At 34.5% G+C, this 23,237-nt stretch carries 23 protein-coding genes; all 23 read left to right on the forward strand.

All coding sequences use genetic code 11. The features are described 5' to 3' along the window. The first annotated feature begins 41 nt into the window (after positions 1–41). Complete coding sequence (locus HALSAC_RS0108355) at positions 42–305, forward strand: HPr family phosphocarrier protein (protein ID WP_027339885.1); 264 nt, start codon at positions 42–44, stop codon at positions 303–305. Between the two features lie 14 nt (positions 306–319). Further along, positions 320–2,035, forward strand: a complete 1,716-nt coding sequence (gene ptsP, locus HALSAC_RS0108360) for a phosphoenolpyruvate--protein phosphotransferase (RefSeq protein WP_027339886.1) — start codon at positions 320–322, stop codon at positions 2,033–2,035. 657 nt (positions 2,036–2,692) lie between these two features. After that, positions 2,693–4,516 carry a glutamine--fructose-6-phosphate transaminase (isomerizing) gene (gene glmS / locus HALSAC_RS0108365; RefSeq protein WP_027339887.1) on the forward strand — a complete coding sequence of 608 codons (1,824 nt, stop codon included), beginning with the start codon at positions 2,693–2,695 and terminating at the stop codon, positions 4,514–4,516. Between the two features lie 6 nt (positions 4,517–4,522). After that, a complete protein-coding gene (locus HALSAC_RS17055) occupies positions 4,523–4,687 on the forward strand; it encodes a hypothetical protein (protein ID WP_156924162.1) in 165 nt (54 codons plus the stop codon). Beyond that, positions 4,687–5,166, forward strand: coding sequence for an FxsA family protein (locus HALSAC_RS15440; protein ID WP_035571548.1), 480 nt, complete (start codon positions 4,687–4,689; stop codon positions 5,164–5,166). The genes HALSAC_RS17055 and HALSAC_RS15440 overlap by 1 nt, the downstream gene beginning before the upstream one ends. A 199-nt stretch (positions 5,167–5,365) precedes the next feature. Beyond that, the gene (gene glnA, locus HALSAC_RS0108380; RefSeq protein WP_027339888.1) at positions 5,366–6,700 is read left to right on the forward strand and encodes a type I glutamate--ammonia ligase; all 1,335 of its coding nucleotides are present in this window, start codon (positions 5,366–5,368) and stop codon (positions 6,698–6,700) included. A gap of 113 nt (positions 6,701–6,813) precedes the next feature. Beyond that, complete coding sequence (locus HALSAC_RS0108385; protein ID WP_027339889.1) at positions 6,814–7,266, forward strand: DUF441 domain-containing protein; 453 nt, start codon at positions 6,814–6,816, stop codon at positions 7,264–7,266. Between the two features lie 63 nt (positions 7,267–7,329). After that, positions 7,330–7,737: a flavodoxin family protein gene (locus HALSAC_RS0108390; protein WP_027339890.1), complete on the forward strand. Its 408-nt coding sequence runs from the start codon at positions 7,330–7,332 to the stop codon at positions 7,735–7,737. Positions 7,738–7,826: 89 nt separating this feature from the next. Then, a complete protein-coding gene (locus HALSAC_RS0108395; protein WP_211231328.1) occupies positions 7,827–8,234 on the forward strand; it encodes a YwiB family protein in 408 nt (135 codons plus the stop codon). Position 8,235: 1 nt separating this feature from the next. Further along, positions 8,236–9,903 (forward strand): arginine--tRNA ligase, encoded by a 1,668-nt coding sequence (argS, locus tag HALSAC_RS0108400; protein ID WP_084804398.1) that lies wholly within the window; start codon positions 8,236–8,238, stop codon positions 9,901–9,903. Between the two features lie 87 nt (positions 9,904–9,990). Next, entirely contained in the window at positions 9,991–10,146 is a 156-nt protein-coding gene (locus HALSAC_RS0108405; RefSeq protein WP_027339893.1) for a XapX domain-containing protein, read from the forward strand. Between the two features lie 239 nt (positions 10,147–10,385). Continuing rightward, positions 10,386–11,984 carry a CTP synthase gene (locus HALSAC_RS0108410; RefSeq protein ID WP_027339894.1) on the forward strand — a complete coding sequence of 533 codons (1,599 nt, stop codon included), beginning with the start codon at positions 10,386–10,388 and terminating at the stop codon, positions 11,982–11,984. A 245-nt stretch (positions 11,985–12,229) separates the two neighbouring features. Further along, positions 12,230–12,970, forward strand: a complete 741-nt coding sequence (locus HALSAC_RS0108415) for a hypothetical protein (RefSeq protein WP_027339895.1) — start codon at positions 12,230–12,232, stop codon at positions 12,968–12,970. Between the two features lie 174 nt (positions 12,971–13,144). After that, positions 13,145–13,786 (forward strand): hypothetical protein, encoded by a 642-nt coding sequence (locus tag HALSAC_RS0108420; RefSeq protein WP_027339896.1) that lies wholly within the window; start codon positions 13,145–13,147, stop codon positions 13,784–13,786. 98 nt (positions 13,787–13,884) lie between these two features. Beyond that, entirely contained in the window at positions 13,885–14,739 is an 855-nt protein-coding gene (gene fba / locus HALSAC_RS0108425; protein ID WP_027339897.1) for a class II fructose-1,6-bisphosphate aldolase, read from the forward strand. Between the two features lie 207 nt (positions 14,740–14,946). Then, complete coding sequence (glpX, locus tag HALSAC_RS0108430) at positions 14,947–15,933, forward strand: class II fructose-bisphosphatase (RefSeq protein ID WP_027339898.1); 987 nt, start codon at positions 14,947–14,949, stop codon at positions 15,931–15,933. 65 nt (positions 15,934–15,998) lie between these two features. Further along, positions 15,999–17,012: a sodium:calcium antiporter gene (locus HALSAC_RS0108435; protein WP_342666857.1), complete on the forward strand. Its 1,014-nt coding sequence runs from the start codon at positions 15,999–16,001 to the stop codon at positions 17,010–17,012. Between the two features lie 14 nt (positions 17,013–17,026). Then, positions 17,027–18,277, forward strand: a complete 1,251-nt coding sequence (rho, locus tag HALSAC_RS0108440; RefSeq protein WP_027339900.1) for a transcription termination factor Rho — start codon at positions 17,027–17,029, stop codon at positions 18,275–18,277. Positions 18,278–18,422: 145 nt separating this feature from the next. Beyond that, on the forward strand, positions 18,423–18,626 hold the full coding sequence (rpmE, locus tag HALSAC_RS0108445) for a 50S ribosomal protein L31 (RefSeq protein ID WP_027339901.1): 204 nt from the start codon (positions 18,423–18,425) through the stop codon (positions 18,624–18,626). A gap of 182 nt (positions 18,627–18,808) precedes the next feature. After that, positions 18,809–19,696, forward strand: coding sequence for a DUF1385 domain-containing protein (locus HALSAC_RS0108450; RefSeq protein WP_027339902.1), 888 nt, complete (start codon positions 18,809–18,811; stop codon positions 19,694–19,696). Positions 19,697–19,932: 236 nt separating this feature from the next. Continuing rightward, positions 19,933–21,009 (forward strand): peptide chain release factor 1, encoded by a 1,077-nt coding sequence (prfA, locus tag HALSAC_RS0108455; protein WP_027339903.1) that lies wholly within the window; start codon positions 19,933–19,935, stop codon positions 21,007–21,009. A gap of 1 nt (position 21,010) precedes the next feature. After that, positions 21,011–21,871, forward strand: coding sequence for a peptide chain release factor N(5)-glutamine methyltransferase (prmC, locus tag HALSAC_RS0108460; protein ID WP_027339904.1), 861 nt, complete (start codon positions 21,011–21,013; stop codon positions 21,869–21,871). Positions 21,872–22,064: 193 nt separating this feature from the next. Next, a complete protein-coding gene (locus tag HALSAC_RS0108465; protein WP_027339905.1) occupies positions 22,065–23,108 on the forward strand; it encodes an L-threonylcarbamoyladenylate synthase in 1,044 nt (347 codons plus the stop codon). The last annotated feature ends 129 nt before the right edge of the window (positions 23,109–23,237 follow it).

Genomic DNA, 23,237 nt, shown 5'->3' on the forward strand with positions numbered 1-23,237 from the left:
AGTAGAGTATTCAAATTTAAAATCAAATGGAGGGGAATAATATGACAGAAAAAGTAGCAAAAATTAAAAATCAAAGTGGTATTCACGCTAGACCTGCTTCTATGATTGTACAAGAGGCAAATAAGTATGGTGCTGAGGTTAAGATTGTTAAAGATGGAAGTGAAGTTAATGCTAAGAGTATTATGGGTATTATGAGTTTAGGAGTTAGTCAAAGTACTGAGGTTACTATTAAGGCAGAAGGTGCTGATGCTGATGCGGCAGTTGATGCGTTAGTAGAGTTGATAGAAAGTGGTTTTGGTGAATAAGGAGGTATAATACAATGCTAAAAGAGTTAAAAGGAGTAGGTGCTTCTCCTGGTATAGCAGTAGGAGAGGTTTTAGTCTTAGAAGATGAAGATTTATCTTATGAAAAAAAGAAGATTAAAGATACTGAAGAGGAAAAAGAAAAATTAAAAAAAGCTTTGGAACTTTCTAAGGATCAATTGAATGCTATTAAAGACAAGGTAGAAAGAGAGATGGGGTCAGATAAGGCTGAAATATTTCAAGCTCATTTGATGGTTCTTGATGACCCTGAATTAATAGGGGCTGTAGAGAGAAAAGTTGATGGAGAAGAAGTTAATGTAGAAGCAGCTTTGGATGAGACAGTTCAAGAGTTTGCTACTTTATTTGCTAATATGGATAATGATTATATGAAAGAAAGAGCTGCAGATATTAAGGATGTAGGAAGTAGGATTTTAAAGAATCTTCTTGGTGTCCAAACTTTAGATTTAGGACAACTTGATAAGGAAGTTGTTTTAGTAGCTGAGGATTTGACCCCTTCTGATACAGCTCAGGTTAATAAGGGAAATTTATTAGGTTTTGTTACAAAGATTGGTGGTAGAACTTCACACACTGCAATTATGGCTCGCTCTTTAGAAGTTCCTGCTGTTGTAGGAGTCTCTGATATTTTAGAAGGAGTAGAAAGTGGAGACAAGATTATATTAGATGGCCAAGAGGGTAATGTTATTATCAATCCAAGTGAGGAACAATTATCAGATTATGATAAGAAAGCTAAAGAGTATAAAGAAAGAAAAGAAAGGTTGGCCCAACTAAAGGAGTTACCTGCTCAAACTAAAGATGGACATAGAGTTGAGTTGGTAGCTAATATAGGAACACCTAAGGATGTTGAAGGTGCTCTAGCTAATGGTGCAGAAGGTGTAGGTTTATACCGTAGTGAGTTTTTATATATGGATAGAGACTCTTTGCCTACAGAAGAAGAGCAATTTAAAGCATACAAAGAAGTAGCTCAAAGAATGGACGGGCCAATAGTTATTAGAACCTTAGATATTGGTGGAGACAAAGAATTATCTTATTTGGATCTACCTGAGGAGATGAATCCATTCTTGGGTTATCGTGCGATTAGAATCTGTTTAGATAAGGTAGATATCTTTAAGACCCAATTAAGAGCTATCTTAAGAGCTAGTGATTATGGCAATGTAAAGATAATGTATCCAATGATCTCTGCTGTTGAACAGCTAAGGGCTGCTAATGAAATTTTAGCAGAGGTAAAAGCAGAGTTAAAAGAAGAAGGAGTTAGTTTTAAAGAGGATCTAGAGGTAGGGATTATGATTGAGATTCCTGCTGCTGCTATGATTGCTGATGTTTTGGCAAAAGAAACTGATTTCTTTAGTATTGGAACAAATGACTTAATTCAGTATACAACTGCTACTGATAGGATGAATGAAAATATATCTCACTTATATCAACCATTCCACCCAGCTTTATTAAGGCTTATTAAGCGGGTTGTAGAGGCTGCTCATAAAGAAGGAAACTGGGCAGGTATGTGTGGAGAGATGGCAGGAGATAAGAAGTTAGCTCCTTTCTTACTAGGTGTAGGGTTAGATGAATTTAGTATGAGTGGACTTTCTATTCCAGAAGTAAAGGATAGAATCAGAAACTTAGATTTAGAAGAAGCAAAAGAGATTGCCCAAGAGGCTCTAAACTTTGCTACAGCAAAAGAGGTTGAGGATTTCTTGACTTCTAAATTAAATAATTAAGCTATAAAAAACAACTGCTCTTTAGAGCAGTTGTTTTTTATGGATAAATCTTTATAAAGTATAGTTAATTAGTTGAAATTGTCTTTTTTATAACATATAATTTAAATTGTGCTTGTATTATATTAATCACACTTCATTAAAGGAGTAATATAATAATTTATAAGGGGGTGAAAATACTAGATTTTAAGGTGTAAAGTCAGAAAAAGTCTAGAATGGTGTTTGGAGAGTAATGTTTATTTAAGAGGTCTATTTGAAATTCTAATTAGTCTTTTAGGTGTAAGAGATCTATTTTTAGTTATTAACTTATAAAAAGTAGTAGATTAGAACAAAATACAATTATATTAATTGAGTAAAATTTATAATTATAGCGCCCGAACTCATAATTGAACGGAGGATATTATGAGTTGACGAGGAGAGGGTTTATCGAATCTTCGGCGGATGCCCTCAGGCTTTAGTTCTAAGCCTTGACTGGATTATTAAACCTTGAAAGTGATTTCAAGGACAAAGTAATTTAGAAGAACTAGTAGAAGTTGATTTTAAAATTGGTGATTGATAATCGATAAATAAGAAACGAAAATTAAAAACTTTATTATGTAATTATTTTAACTATCAATTATCAATTCTCCACTGTCAATTAAAAATAAGGAGGTTATATATATGTGCGGAATTGTCGGTTATATTGGAGAGCAGGAGGCTACTCCTATTTTGGTAGAAGGGTTAAAGAAGTTAGAGTATCGTGGTTATGATTCGGCTGGAGTTGCTTTATATAATGATGGGAATATGGATATCTTTAAGATAGTTGGTAAGTTAGAAAATCTTGAAGGGTTAACAGATAAAGAGAAGCCTAAAGGTACAATAGGAATAGGTCATACTAGGTGGGCAACACATGGAAAGCCATCTACACCTAACTCTCACCCTCATACTAGTACAAATGGAAAGTTTACAGTTGTTCATAATGGGATTATAGAAAATTATATGCAATTAAAAGAAGAGTTAAAAGCTAAAGGTTATGAATTTAAATCAGAGACTGATACTGAGGTTGTTCCTAATCTAATTCAAGATAATTATGATGGTGATCTAGAAGAAGCAGTAAGAAAGACTATAGAAATGTTAAAAGGGGCTTATGCCTTGGTCGTCTTATCTACAGAAGAGCCAGAAAAATTAGTGACTGTAAGAGAAGATAGTCCTTTGATTATTGGTTTGGGAGAGGGGGAGTACTTTGTTGCTTCTGATATTCCAGCTATCTTAAAGCATACCGATGAAGTTTATATTCTAGATGATGGTGAGATGGCAGTAATTACTCGTAATGGAGTAGAGTTATCTACTGTAACAGGAAATAATGTAGATAAGGATGTATTTAAGGTTGATTGGGATCCTGGAATGGCTGAAAAGGGTGGTTTTGATCACTTTATGTTAAAGGAGATTCATGAACAACCAGAAGCCTTAAGGCGTTCTATTGCAGGAAGGTTAAATGGCGATTCTGTCCACTTTGATAATGTTAACTTAACTGCTAAAGAGTTAGAGAAGTATAATAAGGTGTATATTATCGCTTGTGGAACTGCTTATTACTCAGGTGTAGTTGGAAAGTATGCCATTGAAAAGTTGGCCCGGATTCCAGTAGAGGTGGACGTTGCCTCTGAATTTAGGTATCGTGAACCCTTAGTAGACGAGAAGACCTTAGTTATTGCAGTAAGTCAATCTGGTGAAACGGCAGATACTTTGGCTAGTTTGAGGGAAGCAAGAGATAGAGGGGCGCATGTAATAGCTATCTGTAATACTGTAGGTAGTAGTATTGCTCGTGAAGCTGATGATATAATATATTTAAATGCTGGTCCAGAGATTGCAGTAGCTTCTACTAAAGCTTATATTACAATGTTAATGTGCTTTTATATGCTATCCATCTACCTTGGGAAGACTAAGGGGTTGCTTGAAGATGATGATAGTAAGAAATTAATTTCAGATTTAAAGAGATTACCTGAGCAAGTAGAAGATATTATTGAAAATAGTACTGGCACAATAAAAGATTTAGCTAAAGAATATGCTAAATATGAAGATGCATTTTATATAGGTAGACTTATTGATTATGCTGTAGCTTTAGAAGGACAATTAAAGTTAAAAGAGATTTCTTATATTCATGCTGAAGCTTATCCTGCTGGAGAGTTAAAGCACGGTCCTTTAGCTTTAATTGAGGAGGGTATTCCTGTAGTTGCTGTAGCTACTCAAAGGTCAGTAATTGATAAGACGTTAAGTAATGTAAAAGAGGTTAAGGCTCGTGGTGGAGCTGTTACTGGAGTAGTATTTGAAGGTGAAGAGGATATAGAAGACTTAGATTATAGAATTGAAATTCCAGGAACAAGTGAAATATTAAGTGCGATACTTGCAGTTGTACCATTGCAGTTGTTATCTTATTATGTAGCAGTTCAGAGAGGTTATGATGTAGATCAACCTCGTAACTTAGCTAAGAGTGTAACTGTAGAATAAATTATTATGAAAATATATAAGATAAAGCATACTCAAAGATTTGAGTATGCTTTATCTTATATATTGATCTTTAGTAAGGTGAATTTAAGTGAAGAAGGGATTGTATTAATAGAAAAGGCTGGTTATAATAAGAGATATAGGTTAATTATTAATATTAAGAGGGTGAGTTGATGTTTTTTAAATTATTGTTATTATTTACTGCAGTGCCGATAATAGAGCTTATTATATTGATGTGGTTAAGTGCACATATTGGGATATTCGAAACTGTTACTTTGATCTTTATAACTGGAGTAGTGGGTGTTACTTTGGCTAAAGCCCAGGGTTTTATCACTATAACTAAGATAAAACTTTCTTTAGCTAGGGCCAAATTACCTTCGGATAGTTTAATTGATGGCTTGTTAATTTTAATTGGAGGAGCTTTTCTTTTAACGCCTGGTCTTTTAACGGATGTTTCAGGTTTTTCTTTGATTATTCCTGTGAGTAGGGGTTTCTTTCGTAAAGTTTTAAAGAATAAATTTAAGGGTAAGATAATACAAGGAGGATCTAAGTTTTATTATTATGGTGGAGGAGATACTAAACAAGGTGGGGAAGGTGATGATTGGGAAGATTTATCTGAGTCTATAGATGTTGAATTTGATGAGGTTGATTAAATAACAGTTAGTAAGTGCGTAGTAAAGTGGCGCAAGAAGTATTGATTTGAAAACTAAAGATCAACTCTGTTCACGGCGAGTTTTTGTTTTTTAAAAAATCATAGGTAGAGATTAAAAAACAAAAAAGTTAACATCAACTTGACATCTGAATTTCAATCTGCTAATATAGGTATATAATTGAATTTAAGGAGGAAGTAGTGTGAGTAGTTTTAGTAAGAGTGACATATTAAAGAAAGCCAGTGAGTTAGAAGTTAAATTTATCAGGTTACAATTTACTGATATTTTAGGAATAGTCAAGAATGTAGCTATTACCGTAGATCGTTTAGAGGATGCTTTAGATGGACAGATTATGTTTGATGGCTCTTCAATTGATGGATTTACTAGAATACAAGAGTCTGATATGTATTTAAAGCCTGACTATGATACCTTTACAGTCTTTCCGTGGAGGCCTAATACAGGTGGTCGAGTTGCTAGGTTAATTTGTGATGTTTATATGCCAGATGGAAAACCTTTTATCGGCGGACCAAGAAATGTACTTAAGAAGGTGTTAGAAGAGGCAGAGGAGATGGGTTATACTATGTATGTTGGCCCGGAGCCTGAATTCTTCTTATTTGAGAAAGACGAGAAGGGGCATCCTACTACAGTGACAAATGATCAAGGTGGTTACTTTGATCTAGGCCCTGTAGATACAGGTCAAGATACAAGGCGTGATATAGTTTTGGCTTTAGAACAGATGGGCTTTGAGATGGAGGCATCTCATCATGAGGTAGCCCCAGGTCAACATGAGATAGACTTCAAATATGCAGATGCTTTAAGATCTGCTGACAATATTGCAACCTTTAAATTTGTAACTAAAGCAGTTGCTAACCAACATGGTTTACATGCAACCTTTATGCCTAAACCGATATTTGGCGAAGCTGGCTCTGGTATGCATATGAATCAATCTTTATTCAAAGATGGAGAGAATGTATTCTATGATAAGGATGATCGTCTTGGTTTAAGCCAGATAGCTTATTACTATATTGGAGGATTATTAAAGCATGCTAAGGCTATGACAGCAATTACTAATCCAACTGTTAATTCATATAAGCGTTTGGTTCCAGGTTATGAAGCTCCAGTTTATATATCTTGGTCAGCTTCTAACAGAAGTGCTCTAGTAAGGATTCCAGCTTCTCGTGGTGTAGGAACTAGAGTTGAGCTAAGGCATCCTGATCCAGCTGCTAATCCATACCTAGCTACTGCAGTTATGTTAAAGGCTGGTCTTGATGGTATTAAGAATAAGATTGAACCTCCAAAGGAGGTAGTAGATAATATCTTTGATATGTCTTCTGCTGAAATGGATGATCAAGGTATAGAGAGTTTACCAGGAGATATAAATCAAGCTGTACAAGATCTTTTAGCCGATGAGGTTATTATGAGTGCTTTAGGAGATCATGTTCTAGAGAGATTTGTGGAAGCTAAAACTATTGAATGGGATGTATATAGAACCCAGGTTCACCAATGGGAGTTAGATCAGTATTTGAAGGTCTTTTAATAGATAAAAAGCTCTTCTCTGCTTAAGCAGAGAAGAGCTTTTTAGTTTATAACTTTTATTAATCTTTAATTACTGGTATAATAATAATTGATAAGATTATAAGGAGGTAAGAGATGGAGATTAATTTAACTTTATTAATAATTGGAATTTTAGGGCTGATAGTAAAGAATGACTCACTTATTATAGCGGGGTTTTTCTTACTTATTTTAAGGTTGTTTAGACTAGATGGTGTATTAAATATTGTTGATAATTACACTGTTAGGGCTGGGATTATCTTGATAATGGTAGGGGTGTTGGCCCCATTAGCTACTGGTAAATTAGAATTGACAGGTTTGAGGACTGCTTTAGTAAACCCTTTAGCTATTGTAGCTTTGGTTATGGGGATAGCAGTAACTCAATTTACTAGAGAAGGTTTAAATCTGATGGAGGTCAATCCCCAGGTAACTATAAATTTAGTTTTGGGAGTAGTTCTTGGTGTTGCCTTCTTTAAGGGTGTACCTAGTGGTCCTTTAATTGCTAGTGGAATTACTGCAGTGATATATAAATTACTATCTTTATTTTTTTAAAGGAGGAATTTTCTCTTAAGAGTTTAAATAAAGAGAGTAAAGGTTTTTTAGGAGGGGGAGTATATGAAGAGAGGATTAGTTATTTGGGATGAAAGTGAAGATCTTAAGGAGATAGCAGAGGCTTTGGTTGAAGGTTTAGAAGAAGAAGGGGTCAAAGTTGATCTACAAGGGATTAATTCGATAGGTAAACCTATTAATTTTTCACGTTATGATGTTGTTTTAGTAGGAAGCAGTCATGAGGGGTTCTTTGGTGGGAAGATAAGCCCTAAATTAAAAGAATTCTTAAAGAATTGTAAAGGGATGGCTGGAAGGGATGTTATAGCTTTTGTTAATTCTAGATTTTTTGGTACTTCAAAGGCTTTAAAAGAGGTTATGAGTAATTTGGAAGCTCACGGGAGTATAGTCAGAGATTTTAGAGAATTTGAGGGTGGAGAAGCTGCTAAAAAATATATCAAAGTAATAGGATTATAGACTTGAAAAAGTGGGTTTGAGAGGTTATAATAAGTTATTGTATGTCATAGAGTATTTTTTGAAAAGAGGTTGATACTTTGTCACAAGCAGTGAAGATAAGTATTGATAGTATACAGTATGAAGGTGAAGAGAAGAGTCAGATAACTTCGGATATTAGAGGTAATGTATATGATAAGGGTGGGGTTTATTACATAAAGTACGAGGATAATTTAGAAGGTTTAAAAGGTGTGAAGACTACCCTTAAGGTTAAAGATGATATTTTGTCTATAATTAGGCAAGGTAAAGTAAGAAGTATCCAAGAATTTAATGCTCAAGAGAAGACGGACTTTGAGTATAAGACTCAATATGGGGTATTAAATTTGGGAATAGAAGTTCATAGGATGGGTATAGATGTTGGCCCTTCTTCAGGGAGGATAAAGGTTGATTATAATCTATATGACCAAGAAGGTAGGGTTATAAGTAGGAATACTTTAAATATATCATATGAGGAGGAGTAGTATGGCTTTGATTCAAAAGGTTGAAGAAGGGTTGATAGCTGAGATTGAGAAAGCAATCAATGGTTTGGAAGAATTAAATATCAACAATCTTCCACCTGTCAAGTTGGAAGTTCCAAGAGATGAAAGTCATGGAGATTATGCTACTAATATTGCTATGGTTTTGGCTGGACAAGCTAAGATGGCACCACGTCAAATAGCAGAGATAATTAAATCTAATTTAGAAGATGTAGATTTAATTGAGAAGGTAGAGGTAGCTGGACCAGGGTTTATTAATTTTCATTTAAGTAATAGTTGGTTATATGATGTCTTATTAGAGGTTCACAATAAGGGCCAAGATTATGGCAAGGTGAATTTAGGAGAAAATAAGAAGGTTCAAGTGGAGTTTGTAAGTGTAAATCCAACTGGTCCTTTGCATGTAGGTCATAGTCGTGGAGCTGTTGTAGGTGATGTTTTATCTAATCTCTTAATAAAAGCTGGTTTTGATGTTACTAAGGAATACTATATAAATGATGCAGGAAACCAGATGAATATATTAGGAAATTCTGTTGCTGTAAGGTATAGACAGCTATTAGGCGAAGATATAGAGATGCCTGAGGATGCTTATAAAGGAGATTATATAAAGGATATTGCCCAAGATATTATAGATGAATTTGCTGATAAATACTTAGAAGAGGCCAAAGATAAAAAGATAGATTTCTTTAGGGAATATGGCTATAAATATTGTTTAAAGAATATTGAAGAGGATTTAAATAGCTTTGGAATTGAATTTGATAATTGGTTTAGTGAAAGAACTCTCCATCCAGAGGGGATTGAAGAGATTGTTAGAGAGTTTAAGGATTCTGATTTGATTTACGAAAAAGATGGAGCATTATGGTTTAAATCAACAGAATTTGGAGATGATAAGGATAGGGTGGTTATAAAAGATGATGGTAATCCAACCTATTTGGCTGCTGATATGGCTTATCATAAGAATAAATATAATAGAGGTTTTGAAGAGGTAATTAATGTTTGGGGTGCTGATCATCATGGTTACATTGAGAGAATGAAGGCTGTAGTAGAGGCTTTAGGCTATGAACGTGATGCATTATTGATTATCTTAGTACAGCTAGTGACTTTACTAAGAGATGGAGAACAGGTTCCTATGTCTAAGCGTGCAGGTAACTTTGTTACTTTGCGTGATGTAGTAAGAGAGGTAGGAAAGGATGCTGCTAGGTACTTTTATGTAATGCTAAGTACTAATAGCCATTTGGATTTTGATTTAGAGTTGGCTAAGAAGCAGTCTAGTGATAATCCTGTTTACTATATTCAATATGCTTATGCTAGAATTTGTAGTATCCTAGACCAAGTTGATGAGGCTGGAATTGAAGTTCCATCAATAGAAGATGTTCAATTAAGTAAGTTAGAAGCTGAAGAGGAGATTGATCTTATTAAAGCTTTAGCTGATTATCCAAACCAGATAGAAAAAAGTGCTAAGAATAGAGCTCCTCATTATATTGCTAGGTATGCTTATGACTTAGCATCTTTATTCCATAAATTTTATAACAAATGTTATGTTTTGATTGAAGATAAGCAATTAATGAAAGCAAGGTTGATTTTAGTTCTAGCTGCTAAGCAGGTTTTGGTTAATGTATTAGATTTATTAGGATTAGATTCACCTGCGAGTATGTAAACTAATTAATCTATATTAAAGTAGGTTGGCCCGTAACCTAATTATAAGCTAAATAGGTTTATTTATGAATTTTAAGGAGGAGTAATAATGAATCAAGTTCTAATCTCTGCAATATCTGGTTTAGTTGTTGGTGCATTATTTGGATTACTAAAATTACCTATCCCTGCCCCTCCCAATTTAGCAGGAGTTATGGGCGTGGCAGGAATATACTTAGGCTTTGTTATTGTAAAGGCTTTAACTTGAATTTATGGACTAGAGAATTAGGGGGGAGTCTCCCTAAAATTCCTAGTCCTTTTATATTGTGTTATTATCAACAGACGTCTGACGAATCTCGGGTATTAGTTTTTACAATATTGGGATATAATGATCTTTTAATATTTTAATTTTAGGCTTATGGCTGATAGCTCATAGCTGACAGCTTAAATTGGCATTAGCCAATTTATTATTTTAGATTTTTTAATAAATGAAGGAGGATTTTTATTATGACAAAGTATATATTTGTAACAGGGGGAGTTGTTTCTTCTTTAGGTAAAGGAATTACAGCTGCATCATTGGGAAGGTTATTAAAAGAGAGAGGTTTAAAGGTAGCTGTACAAAAATTAGACCCTTATATTAATGTGGATCCTGGTACTATGAGTCCATATCAGCATGGAGAGGTATTTGTAACTGATGATGGAGCAGAAACTGATTTAGATTTGGGGCATTATGAAAGATTTATCGATATAGATTTAAATCAGAATTCAAATGTAACTACAGGACAGATATACTCTACAGTATTGACTAAAGAGAGAAGAGGGGATTACTTAGGAGGTACAGTACAGGTAATTCCTCATATTACAGATGAGATAAAGTCAAGAATTAAACGTTTAGGAGATGATGAAGAAGTTGATGTGGCCTTAGTTGAAATTGGGGGAACAGTCGGCGATATAGAGGGGTTACCTTTTTTAGAGGCAATTCGTCAATGTAAGAGTGATTTTGGTGCAGATAACGTAATGTATGTTCATTGTACCTTAGTCCCTTATTTAGCGGCAGCAGGTGAGTTGAAGACAAAGCCAACTCAACATAGTGTTAAAGAGTTAAGGAGTTTAGGTATACAGCCAGATGTAATTGTTTGTCGTTCTGATAGAGATTTAGGTGAAGATGTTAAGTCAAAGATTGCTTTATTCTGTGATATAGATGAAGGTGCGGTTATTCAAGCTAAAGATGCAGATTGCATCTATGAAGTTCCTTTGATTATGGAGGAAGAGGGCTTAGCTAGAATAACTTTAAAGAAATTAAAGCTTAGATCAAGGGTGGAAGAAGCGGATTTGAACGAATGGAAAAAGATGGTTAATGGAGTTAAGAACTTAGATAAGTCAACTAAGATTGCTATTGTAGGTAAGTATGTTGAGTTACAAGATGCCTATATTAGTATCTTTGAATCATTACAACATGCAGGAATAGCTAATAAGACAGATGTAGAGATTAAATGGGTTCATGCTGAGAATTTAGAAAATAAAGATGCAAAGGATTACTTAGACAATGTGGATGGTATATTAGTTCCAGGTGGTTTTGGGGATAGAGGTGTAGAGGGTAAAGTAGAAGCTATTCGCTATGCAAGGGAGAATAAGATTCCGTTCTTAGGTATTTGCTTAGGGATGCAGTGTGCTGTTATTGAATTTGCCCGTAATGTCTGTGAAATGAAGCAAGCTCATAGTGCGGAATTTGTAGAAACTCCTTCTCCAGTAATAGACCTTATGCCTGAGCAAAAGGATGTAGAAGATATGGGAGGTACTATGCGATTAGGGCTTTATCCTTGTAAGTTAGCCAAAGACTCTGAAAGTAGAGATCTTTATGGAGAAGAAGTAATTTATGAACGTCATAGACATAGATATGAGTTTAATAACCATTATAGAAAAGAGATTACAGAAAAAGGAATGTTATTATCTGGGGTATCTCCAGATGAAAGATTGGTAGAGATAGTAGAGATACCTGAACATCCTTGGTTTGTAGCAAGTCAGTTCCATCCAGAATTTAAGTCAAGACCTAATAGACCACATCCTTTATTTTTAGGATTTGTAGAAGCTGCTTTGAAAAATTAAACCACTGTTAAAAAGGGAGCCCAACTGGGCTCTCTTTTTTTAGCTATGAGCTTAAAATCTTAAAGTATTGAGACCTTAAGATCTTAAAGCTCTTGATCTTAGCTGACAACTGATAGCCGATAGCTGACAGCTATAGTAATAAAGTGACGCTTTATTACTATAAAATTAAAAAATAAAATTCCAATGTATATCTTAGAAATATATGTCAATAATAGTACTAACAAAAGATATACGGAGGGGTTAATATGAAAAGATCAATGGCTTTAGTTTTAATTATAATGGCTCTATTTTTCTTAACAGAAGCTGCAGAGGGGAGTAATGTGATAGAGGGGAGAATTGTAGCAGTCAATTCAGAACAAAGGTCTATACTATTAGATAATGAGGATGGGCTTAAAGAATATAATGTAGGATTAAACCCTAGTATTTATTTAAATGGTAGTGAAGTTAGTTTAGAAGCGCTAAGGCCTATTAAGGCTGATTTTTATCAGGAAGTAATAATAGAAGTTGGTGCTGATAATCAAGTGAATATTATAAAGAGTTATTATAAATTAGTAGAGATAGAAGTTGCTCAAGTTAATAGTGAAGAAGTTATGGTAACCAATCTAAATGGAGGGTGGAGTAGACCCTATGAGTTGAATGATAATGTAGAATTACTTCGTAATAATAATATAATCTATCCAGAAGGGATAAAAAAAGGAGATAGAGGTGTTGCGATTTTGGGTATTGATGGGAGGTTAATTTCTTTAGTATTACATAACTATGATATTAGAGGGTTTTTAGAAGAGATAGATCATAAAAATAAAGAAATTGTTTTAAATATAGGAAGTAGGAAGAGTCCAAAATTAAAGAAGGTTAAATTAGATAAAAATACCTCAATTTCAGATTCTCAAAAAGGAGAGGTTGAATTGGCTGATGTCCTTGAGGGAGGCTGGGTAAGAATTGAGGTTGCACAAGGAAGGAAAAGGATAGTTGTAAGAAGCATATAGAATTAATTAATAGTTTAAGGGCCAAAGTTAATAAATCGATAAAAGGGTGTCAAAAGCAATCTAATAGTTTAATTAACAAAAATATTGTTCCTAAGCTTAGGAACAATATTTTTGTTAATTAAAAGGAGTTAACTACAAAATCTAGAATAAATATTTTGAAGGGGGGTAGATGGCATGCTCTTAGAGTTTAAATTGGCTTTAGCATGGAGATGTCCAGTCTGCGGTGAATTAGAGGTTGATGAAATTAACCTATTTGATTTTTCGGGGAAGGATAGGTTAGATATAAAGTGTGGGTGTGGTTTTACTAAATTAGTATTTGGCAAAGGAGATAAGAAGAGATATTGGTTAGAGTATTCATGCTTGATCTGCGAGACTAAACATAGAGTATCTTATAGTCAATCAGATTTTTGGTCTAAGAGGATTAAAAAATTAAAGTGCTTAGACAATGGGGCTGAATTGGGATATTTAGGTGATTATAAAGAGGTTAAGCGTTTGGCAGATGAAGAAGAAGAGTGTCTAAAAATTATGATAGATAAACTAGAATTTGAGGATTATTTTAGTAATCCTGAAATTATGCTATCGGTTCTAAATGAGTTACATGATATTGCAGAAACAAACGGATTAATTTGCCAGTGTGGTAATTCGAATATAGATATAGATATGCTTCCTAAGGAGATAAGATTGACATGTAATAGATGTAGGGGAGTAACCAAAGTTAAAGCTGAAAGTAATGATGATTTAGCATTTTTAAAGAAAATAAGGCAGATAAAGATATTAGAAGGTGTAGTCAGCGCTTTAGAGCGAATTAACTCTTAAAAATAAAGAAAAATAAAAAATATAGAATTAAAAAGAGGATTTTATACTCTTTTTATGGAATAATAATTAGTGAAAATCATAAGGAGGTAATTTATAAGATGCCATTAGTATCAATGACTGAAATGTTAAACAAAGCAAAGGAAGAGAAATATGCGGTAGGACAGTTTAATATCAATAACTTGGAGTGGACTCAGGCAATATTAGAGGCTTGTGAAGCTAAAAAATCACCTGTTATCTTGGGTGTATCTGAGGGTGCTGCACGTTATATGGGTGGATTTAATACTGTAGTTAATATGGTAACTGGTTTATTAGAAGATATGGAAATTACTATTCCAGTTGCAATCCATTTAGATCATGGGACTAGCTTTGAAAGCTGTAAATCAGCAATTGACGCTGGATTTACATCTGTTATGATCGATGCTTCTCACCATCCATTAGAAGAAAATATTGCTACTACTAAGAAGGTAGTTGACTATGCACATTCAAATGGTGCATCTGTTGAAGCAGAGTTAGGTACTGTAGGTGGAGAAGAAGATGGTATAGTTGGAGGTATTAAGTATGCTGATCCTCAAGAATGTAAAGAGTTAGTTGAAAAGACTGGTGTTGATGCTTTAGCTCCAGCTTTAGGATCTGTTCATGGACCTTATCAAGGAGAGCCTGATTTAGGTTTTGATGAAATGGCAGAAATCAGAAGTCTTGCTGATGTTCCTCAAGTATTACATGGTGGAACTGGTATTCCAACTGCTGATATTGAGAAGGCTATAAGCTGTGGAACTTGTAAGATTAATGTTAATACTGAATTCCAACAAGCTTGGACTAAGATTGTTAGAGAAGTAATAGCTAATAATAAAGAAGTATATGACCCTAGAAAGATTATTGGACCAGGTAAAGATGGAATTATTGAAGCTGCTAAGAGTAAGATTGATACTTTTGGTAGTGCTGATAAAGCATAGTTTAATTAAATTAATATATTTGAAAAAAGGTGCAGAAAAATTCTGCTCCTTTTTTCTGTTATATTAAAAACTAGTTAAATCTTTGAAAAATTTCATTTTAAATCATAATAATCTGTTGATTGTGGTTCTAATTTTTTTGAGTATTTTGGTTATCTTAAGTATTGATGGGGTTCTGAACTTATAATATTTGTTACTGGGGGTATAATAATGCAAAGAGAATTGGCTATAGAATTTGTAAGGGTAACCGAGGCAGCAGCAATTGCCTCAGCAAGATGGATGGGAAGAGGAGATAAGGATTCGGCAGACCAAGCTGCTGTAGATGCTATGAGGGGTATGTTTGATACTGTTGACATTGATGGTGAAGTTGTTATTGGTGAAGGAGAGATTGACGAAGCACCTATGCTTTATATAGGTGAGAAGATTGGAACTAGAGAGGGAGAGGTTCCTAAAGTTGATATAGCAGTTGATCCTTTAGAAGGGACTACGATCATTGCCGAAGGAAGACCTAATGCTTTATCTGTTTTAGCAGTTGCAGAGAGAGGGTGTTTCTTACATGCTCCAGATATGTATATGAAGAAAATAGCTGTTGGCCCGGAAGGAAAAGGGAGTATCGATATTAATAAGAGTCCAGAGGAAAATGTCAAGTCTGTAGCTAAGGCTATGGGGAAGAGTATAGAAGAAGTTACTGTAGTTATCTTAGACAAGCCTCGCCATACAAAAGAAGGCTCTTTGGTAGATAGAGTCAGAGAAGTAGGAGCTAAGATAAAGTTGATCAAAGATGGAGATGTAGCAGCCGCTTTAGCAACATCATTTCCAGAAACAGGAGTAGATATAATGATGGGAATTGGTGGAGCTCCAGAAGGTGTATTAGCAGCAGCGGGATTAAAGTGCTTGGGTGGTGAAATGCAAGCTAAATTACATTCTAAAACAGCAGAAGAGGTAGAAAGGGCCAAAGCTATGGGAGTTAATGATGTAGATAAGGCTTTAAAGATGGAGGATCTGGCTAAGGGTGATAATATAATTTTCTGTGCTAGTGGAGTAACTGATGGTGAGATGTTGCAAGGGGTTAGGTTTAAAGGAAGCAAAGCTACAACTCATTCAGTAGTTATGAGATCTAAGACAGGGACAGTTAGGTTTGTAGAAGCGATTCATAGCTTAGACCAAAAGCCATTACCTTTTAGCGATCAACTTTAATTGACTATTTGATTTAAATAGTGATATAATTTACTATAAAGTAATACTTTACTAAATAGGGGGCAATGGAGTTGTTAAGTTTATGGGTTGTCTTTTTGTTATCAGCATTTCTAATTATTATATCAGGGACAAAGTTATCTAAATATGGAGATGTCATTGCGGATAAAAGTGGTATGGGTCAGGCTTTAGTAGGGGCTATATTAATAGCAGGAGCTACTTCATTACCTGAACTGGTGACAAGTTCTACGGCTGCTTATCTGGGTTCGCCTGACATCTCTTTAGGTAATGTTTTTGGTAGTAATACTTTTAATTTGATGGTATTGGCTTTGGCTGACATAGTACAAGGTCCAGGACCTTTTATGTTATATGGGAATTCAAAGCACATTTTAGCTGCGCTGTTAGGAATATTACTATCAGCACTAGCAACATTATTTATTGTAGCCAATTATCTATTAGGGCTTAATATAATATCTTTAGGTATAGGTTTAGGATCTTTTGTAATCTTATTTACTTACTTGGTGGGAAGTAGATTAATCTTTCGATATGAGAAGAAGAATAAAGATTTAGCTGAAGATGAAAATCCGTTATATACAGATATTTCTTTAAAATCTGCTGCAATCAATTTCTTTTTTGCTGCAATAGTTATTATTATAGCGGGTATAGCTTTATCATATTCAGGTGATAGAATTGCTCTTTTAAGTGGGATTGATCAAACCTTTATGGGCACTATATTAATAGCTGCAGCTACTTCTTTACCTGAGATTGTTGCAGCCTTTACTGCTGTAAAGATTAATGCCTATGATATGGCTATTGGTAATGTCTTTGGTAGTAATATTTTTAATATGCTAATAATATTTGTGATTGATATCTTTTATAGAGAGGGTGCAGTTTTAGCATCGGTATCACTATCTCACACAGTAACTGCTTTAATAGGGCTTATATTGAGTATAATAGCAATAGTTGGACTCTTTTATCGTTCAAAGAAGACCTTCTTAACTATTGGATGGGATTCTGTTGCTATTTTTATTATTTATTTCTTTGGAGTTTATTTGCTTTTTCAATTGGGTATTAATTTTTAGAGAGGGAGTTTTTTATGAATATTACTGAGTTAGAGGGAAAGACGATAACAGAATTATATGAGATTGCTAAAGAATTGAATATTAGTGGATATACTCGCTTAAAGAAGAGGGAGTTAATCTTTGAGATATTGAAGGTGGAGACAGAAAAGGGTGGTCTTATCTTCGCAGAAGGGGTTTTGGAGATTATGTCTGATGGCTATGGTTTCTTAAGACCTTCAAAGTATGTTCCAAGTACTGATGATATTTATATATCAGCTTCTCAGATTCGTCGTTTTGGTTTAAGAAACGGTGATGTTGTCTCTGGTCAGGTTAGACAGCCAAAAGAGAATGAGAGATACTTTGCTATTTTAAGAATTGAAGCTGTCAATTATCAAGATCCAGAGTTGGCTCAAGAGAGGGCTCACTTTGAAGATTTAACCCCATTATACCCGCAAGAGAGGATAACTTTAGAGAATAAATCTGAGGAGATATCGACAAGGTTAATCGATTTAATTGCTCCAATCGGAAAGGGCCAACGTGGTTTAATCGTTGCTCCGCCTAAGGCTGGAAAGACTGTGCTTCTTAAGCAGGTAGCTAACGGGATAAGGGCCAACTTTCCAGAAGCAAAGTTAATGATTCTTTTAATAGATGAAAGACCAGAAGAGGTAACAGATATGCGACGCTCTGTTGATGCTGAAGTGGTCAGCTCAACCTTTGATGAGACTCCAAAGAATCATATTGATGTCTCAGAGTTGGTTTTAGAAAAGGCTAAGCGTTTGGTAGAACAGAAACAGGATGTTATAATATTATTAGATAGTATAACTAGGCTAGCTAGAGCTTATAATGTTAATGTTCCATCAAGTGGAAGAACATTATCAGGTGGTTTAGATCCAACAGCTTTACATAAACCTAAGAGGTTTTTTGGTGCGGCTAGAAATATTGAAGAGGGTGGTAGCTTAACTATTTTGGCTACAGCTTTGGTTGAGACGGGAAGTAGAATGGATGATGTTATCTATGAGGAGTTTAAAGGTACAGGAAATATGGAGCTTCACTTGAGTAGGTATTTGGCCCAAAAGAGATTATTTCCTGCTATTGATGTTAATCGTTCTGGTACTAGAAAAGAAGAACTTATATTATCAGAAGAAGAGTTGGATACTATGTGGAAGGTTAGAAGGAATATGAATACAGATCATCCAACGGAGATAATTGACTCTTTTATCAAACAATTAAAATCTAGTAAGGATAATAAGGAGATGTTGGCATCATTACAGAAGATATTTTCTTAAAAAATTATCTCTTTTAGGTAATAATATTTGAAACTTACTTCACTTTGTCTAGTTGCAATCCCTTTTTAACTATGTTATAATGTAACAGTTGAAATATAGACGGCACTGCCTATTAAGCTGAAAGAATGAGAAAGAGGTGATTTAAATGAAGAAGGATTTTCATCCAGATTACTCCGAAGCTAATATCACATGTGCATGTGGTGAAGTTTTCGAGACTAAAACTACAGAAGGTAACCTAAAGGTAGAGATCTGTTCAAACTGTCATCCTTTTTATACAGGTAAGCAGAAAAAATCTGCTAAAGGTGGACGAGTTGAAAGATTTAAGAAAAAATATGGAATTGAAGAGTAATGAAAATGGCAGAGCTAAAGCTCTGCTATTTTTTTAATGAAATTTCAAGTACCTTTGTTGCAAAATCACCTTTAAAATAATAAAATAAGAAGACAGAAGGCTATATAATTAATATAGTTGCTTAAGTCTTTTAAATAAAATTAGAATAGTAGATTGTAAATCTTCAAGAGAGGGGTGAAGAGATGGCTAAAAAGAGTTATGGTGGCCAAGCAGTAATTGAAGGCGTTATGATGAAGGGGAAAGATAAAATAGCTATAGCTGTTCGTAATGATCAAGGAGATATTATCCTTGAAAATAGAACTCTAAATAATTTAGCTGATAAATTTAAATTTTTGAAATGGCCTATGCTTAGAGGTGTATTTGCCCTATTTCAATCATTAATTATTGGTATGCAAGCTTTAACTTTTTCGGCAAATCAGTTTGGGGAAGAGGAAGAGGAGTTGAGTACAAAAGAGATCATATTTACTATTTTGACTTCTTTTAGTATAGCTATTGCATTTTTTGTGATTTTACCAGCTACTATTATTAGATTGATACAGGAGTTTATAGAGTATGATTTAGTTTTAAACTTTATTGAGGGGCTTATTAAGATCACTTTCTTTATAAGTTATATATATGTCATATCAAGATTTGAAGATATTAAAAGGGTATTTCAGTACCATGGTGCAGAGCATAAGGTAATTCATAATTATGAGTCTGATCTACCTTTAAGTATTGAGAATGCAGGTCAATTCTCAACTTTACATCCAAGGTGTGGAACTAACTTTCTTTTACTTGTAATGATAACAAGTATCTTATTATTTTCATTTTTTGGAAGACCAACTCTTCTTAATAGAATATTGATCCATATAACATTATTACCTGTTGTAGCAGGGTTATCTTATGAGATAATTAAGAAGGCTGGTAAGGATAAGGTTAATAAGATATTTAAGTTAATTGCTTTACCTGGACTTTATCTACAGAAGCTAACAACTTCTGAGCCAACACCGGATCAATTAGAAGTGGCTATTGTTTCTTTAGAAGCGGTCTTAGAGGAAGAAGGAACTTATTTAGTAATGGATAATGATTAAAGAGTAATGAGTAAGACCAAAATCTCAAAACCTATTATAAATCTTAAGGAACAAAGAGTTTCCCGGTTTTTAAGATTTTACCCATTACCCGGTAATGATTACTCATCATTAGTAATAAAGTTTTTAGCTAAAAGCTAATAGATAGTGGACTAGTAGCTAACAAAATAACATTAATTTTAATGACTAGTATCTAATTGTTAAGGTTGAGGTTTCTAGTTAATAAATAGGAGGTTATTATGAAAAAGTGGATTGAAAAATTAGAAATGGTTTTAACAAGGTTTAAAGATATTGAGGGGTTGTTGAGTCAACCTGAGGTTATCAATGACCAAGAAAGGTTTCAAAAATTATCTATGGAATATGCTGAGTTAACAGATGTTGTTAATGAATATGAAAGGTATAAAGAATTAAGAGAGAATATCAGTGAGGCAGAAGAAATTTTAGAGATTGCTGAGGATGAAGAGATGATAGAGTTGGCCAATATGCAATTAGAAGAGGCAAAACCAGAAGTAGAAAAATTAGAAGAGAAGCTTCCTTTGATGCTAATACCTAAGGATCCTAATGATGAGAAGAATGTTATAGTTGAGATCCGTGGTGGAGCTGGTGGAGATGAAGCTAACTTATTTGGTGGAGACCTATATAGAATGTATAGTAGATATGCTGAGAAGATGGGATGGAAGGTTGAGGTTATGAGTTCTAACCCTTCTGAAATGGGAGGATATAAAGAAATCACCTTTATGATTGAGGGTAATGGTGCTTATAGCCGTTTGAAGTATGAGAGTGGAGTTCATCGTGTACAAAGAGTTCCAAGTACTGAGTCTAGTGGACGAATCCATACATCTACTTCTACTGTTGCTGTATTGCCTGAGGCAGAAGAGTTAGATATTGAGATTAATCAACATGAGCTAAAGATAGATACTTATCGTTCTAGTGGTCCAGGTGGTCAGAGTGTTAACACTACTGATTCAGCTGTAAGAATTACTCATGAGCCTACTGGATTGGTTGTCTCTTGTCAAGATGAAAAGTCTCAGCACAAAAATAGAGATAAGGCTATGAGAATCTTAAGAGCTAGATTAAAGGAGAAGATGGAAGCGGAGCAGCATGCAGAGTTGGCCCAAGAGAGAAAGAGTCAGATTGGAACTGGGGATAGAAGTGAAAGAATTAGAACCTATAACTTTCCACAAGGAAGAGTTACAGATCACAGGATTAATCTAACTATGCACCAGTTAGATTCTATCTTAGATGGGGAATTAGATGAGGTTATTGATTCTTTGACTACAGCAGATCAAATCGAGAAGCTAAAGCAGGTGCAGTAATTTGGAAAGGTTAAAAGTCAAAGCAATATTAGATAAAACTGTTGATCATTTTAATAAATATGGTATTGATAATCCCCGTTTAGATGCTGAGATTATGTTGGCCCAAATCTTGAATATGAGTAGAGTCAACCTATATGTTAACTTTGATAAGCCTCTAACTAAAGAAGAGGTAGATAGGTATAGGGAGATGATTATTGCTAGAAGCAAGGGCATACCTGTTGCTTATATTATCGGGGAGCAAGAATTTATGTCCTTAGACTTTTCTGTTAATGAAGCTGTTTTGATTCCCAGGCCAGAGACTGAACATCTGGTAGAAGGAATTTTGGATAGACTAGAGGATTATAAGGGTGATGAACCATTAAAAGTATGTGATATTGGTACAGGAAGTGGAGCTATTATAATATCCTTAGTTAAATTATCGAAAAGAAGGATGGAAGGTATCGGAGTTGATATTTCTAAAGATGCTTTAGAGGTAGCTAAGCAGAATGCTTCAAAGCACAACCTTGATCAGGACATAGATTTTAGATTAGGTAATCTATTAGAACCTATCTCCGAGAGGGTAGATGTTTTGGTGTCTAACCCTCCTTACATACCAACTAAGGATATAGAAGAGCTACAAAAAGAGGTGAAAAAAGAGCCTTTAGGAGCCCTAGATGGTGGCGAAGATGGGTTGGATTATTATCGCCAGATCATAGATGAAGCACCAAAAAAATTAAGGCCCTCTGGTATAATCGGTTTTGAAGTTGGTATAGGACAAGCTAAAGATGTTGCTTCTTTATTAAAGGAAGCAGGATTTTCTGAAATTGAGATAATTAGTGATTATAGTGAGATTGAGAGGGTAGTTTTGGGTATAAATAAATAGTGTCAGTGTCAGTGTCTGTATCTGTGTCAGTAAAAACCTAATATTCATAATAAGATATCTAGGTTTAGGTTTGAGGTTTTGACTTTACTCACACTCCCACTGGCACTGACACTAAAATGTTAGTTCATTTGTATTGTATAATTTTAAATACCAAGGGTAATAGTAATGGTAAGTTTAAGAGAGAGGGAGATCGATGAAAGAGATTAAGGGAACAAAGGTATTTGATGCAGGAGAAGTAGAAGAAGGGGCCAAAATCTTGCAAAAAGGAGGCTTGGTCTCCTTTCCTACTGAGACTGTTTATGGTCTTGGGGCCAACGCTTTAGACCAAAGGGCCGTTAAAGGAATTTTTAAAGCTAAAGGAAGACCTAATGATAACCCATTGATAGTACATATAAATGATAAAGAAGATATAAAACCATTAATAAAGGGTGATTTACCTTCTATAGGAGAAAGGTTAATCGATGAGTTTTGGCCTGGACCTTTAACTTTAGTACTTCCAAAAGGAGAAGGAATACCGGATGTAACTACAGGTGGATTAGATACAATAGCCCTTAGAATGCCTGATCATTCTATTGCTTTAGATTTAATTGCTAAATCAGGATTGCCAATAGCAGCACCTAGCGCTAATTTATCTGGCAGGCCAAGTCCTACCCTTTGTAGTCATGTAGTAGAAGATTTGTCTGGAAGGGTTGATGCTATTATAGATGGAGGGGAGACAGGATTTGGCTTAGAGTCGACAGTCCTTGACCTTTCAAGAGAAGTTCCTATTTTATTAAGGCCTGGTGGTATTACATATGAAGAATTAAGGGCGGTTATAGGTGAGGTTGAGGTAGATCCTGTAGTAATAGGAAAGCAAGAAAAAGACTCGAATAAGGCACTATCTCCAGGTATGAAGTATAGACATTATGCTCCAAAGGCTCAAGCTATTCTAGTAGAGGGAGAGAAGGATAAAGTTATTGATAAGATAATAGAATTGCTTGGAGATAAAGAAGGTAAGTTTGGAGTGATGGCAAGCCAACAATCAGTTAAGAATTATCCTGATGGAGTAGTGGTTAAGTCTATGGGGAGTAGGTATAATTTATCGGAAGTAGGAAGTAATATCTTTAAGATATTAAGAGAGTTTGATCAATTAGATGTTGATAAGATTTTCATTGAAGGAATCTCTGACCAAGGGCTAGGCTTAGCTATTATGAATCGTTTAAGAAAGGCTACAGGTTATAAAATTATTGAAGTTTAGAGAAATATGACCCACTAACTTTGAATATACATTTATAAGGCAAGGATATAAATTAGCTAAAAGTTGATAATTAATACTTGAAATAATGATGATAATATATTCTATGCCTTGTATAAGTATAAAGTCTAT

Source organism: Halonatronum saccharophilum DSM 13868, assembly GCF_000517025.1.
Lineage (GTDB): Bacteria > Bacillota > Halanaerobiia > Halobacteroidales > Halobacteroidaceae > Halonatronum > Halonatronum saccharophilum.

Excerpts from the sequence above, each read along its gene's own strand:
- HALSAC_RS0108355 (WP_027339885.1), top strand. The coding sequence starts at position 42 with ATGACAGAAAAAGTAGCAAAAATTAAAAATCAAAGTGGTATTCACGCT.
- ptsP (WP_027339886.1), top strand. The coding sequence starts at position 320 with ATGCTAAAAGAGTTAAAAGGAGTAGGTGCTTCTCCTGGTATAGCAGTA.
- glmS (WP_027339887.1), top strand. The coding sequence starts at position 2,693 with ATGTGCGGAATTGTCGGTTATATTGGAGAGCAGGAGGCTACTCCTATT.
- HALSAC_RS17055 (WP_156924162.1), top strand. The coding sequence starts at position 4,523 with ATGAAAATATATAAGATAAAGCATACTCAAAGATTTGAGTATGCTTTA.
- HALSAC_RS15440 (WP_035571548.1), top strand. The coding sequence starts at position 4,687 with ATGTTTTTTAAATTATTGTTATTATTTACTGCAGTGCCGATAATAGAG.
- HALSAC_RS0108385 (WP_027339889.1), top strand. The coding sequence starts at position 6,814 with ATGGAGATTAATTTAACTTTATTAATAATTGGAATTTTAGGGCTGATA.
- HALSAC_RS0108390 (WP_027339890.1), top strand. The coding sequence starts at position 7,330 with ATGAAGAGAGGATTAGTTATTTGGGATGAAAGTGAAGATCTTAAGGAG.
- argS (WP_084804398.1), top strand. The coding sequence starts at position 8,236 with ATGGCTTTGATTCAAAAGGTTGAAGAAGGGTTGATAGCTGAGATTGAG.
- HALSAC_RS0108405 (WP_027339893.1), top strand. The coding sequence starts at position 9,991 with ATGAATCAAGTTCTAATCTCTGCAATATCTGGTTTAGTTGTTGGTGCA.
- HALSAC_RS0108410 (WP_027339894.1), top strand. The coding sequence starts at position 10,386 with ATGACAAAGTATATATTTGTAACAGGGGGAGTTGTTTCTTCTTTAGGT.
- HALSAC_RS0108415 (WP_027339895.1), top strand. The coding sequence starts at position 12,230 with ATGAAAAGATCAATGGCTTTAGTTTTAATTATAATGGCTCTATTTTTC.
- HALSAC_RS0108420 (WP_027339896.1), top strand. The coding sequence starts at position 13,145 with ATGCTCTTAGAGTTTAAATTGGCTTTAGCATGGAGATGTCCAGTCTGC.
- fba (WP_027339897.1), top strand. The coding sequence starts at position 13,885 with ATGCCATTAGTATCAATGACTGAAATGTTAAACAAAGCAAAGGAAGAG.
- glpX (WP_027339898.1), top strand. The coding sequence starts at position 14,947 with ATGCAAAGAGAATTGGCTATAGAATTTGTAAGGGTAACCGAGGCAGCA.
- HALSAC_RS0108435 (WP_342666857.1), top strand. The coding sequence starts at position 15,999 with ATGGAGTTGTTAAGTTTATGGGTTGTCTTTTTGTTATCAGCATTTCTA.
- rho (WP_027339900.1), top strand. The coding sequence starts at position 17,027 with ATGAATATTACTGAGTTAGAGGGAAAGACGATAACAGAATTATATGAG.
- rpmE (WP_027339901.1), top strand. The coding sequence starts at position 18,423 with ATGAAGAAGGATTTTCATCCAGATTACTCCGAAGCTAATATCACATGT.
- HALSAC_RS0108450 (WP_027339902.1), top strand. The coding sequence starts at position 18,809 with ATGGCTAAAAAGAGTTATGGTGGCCAAGCAGTAATTGAAGGCGTTATG.
- prfA (WP_027339903.1), top strand. The coding sequence starts at position 19,933 with ATGAAAAAGTGGATTGAAAAATTAGAAATGGTTTTAACAAGGTTTAAA.
- HALSAC_RS0108465 (WP_027339905.1), top strand. The coding sequence starts at position 22,065 with ATGAAAGAGATTAAGGGAACAAAGGTATTTGATGCAGGAGAAGTAGAA.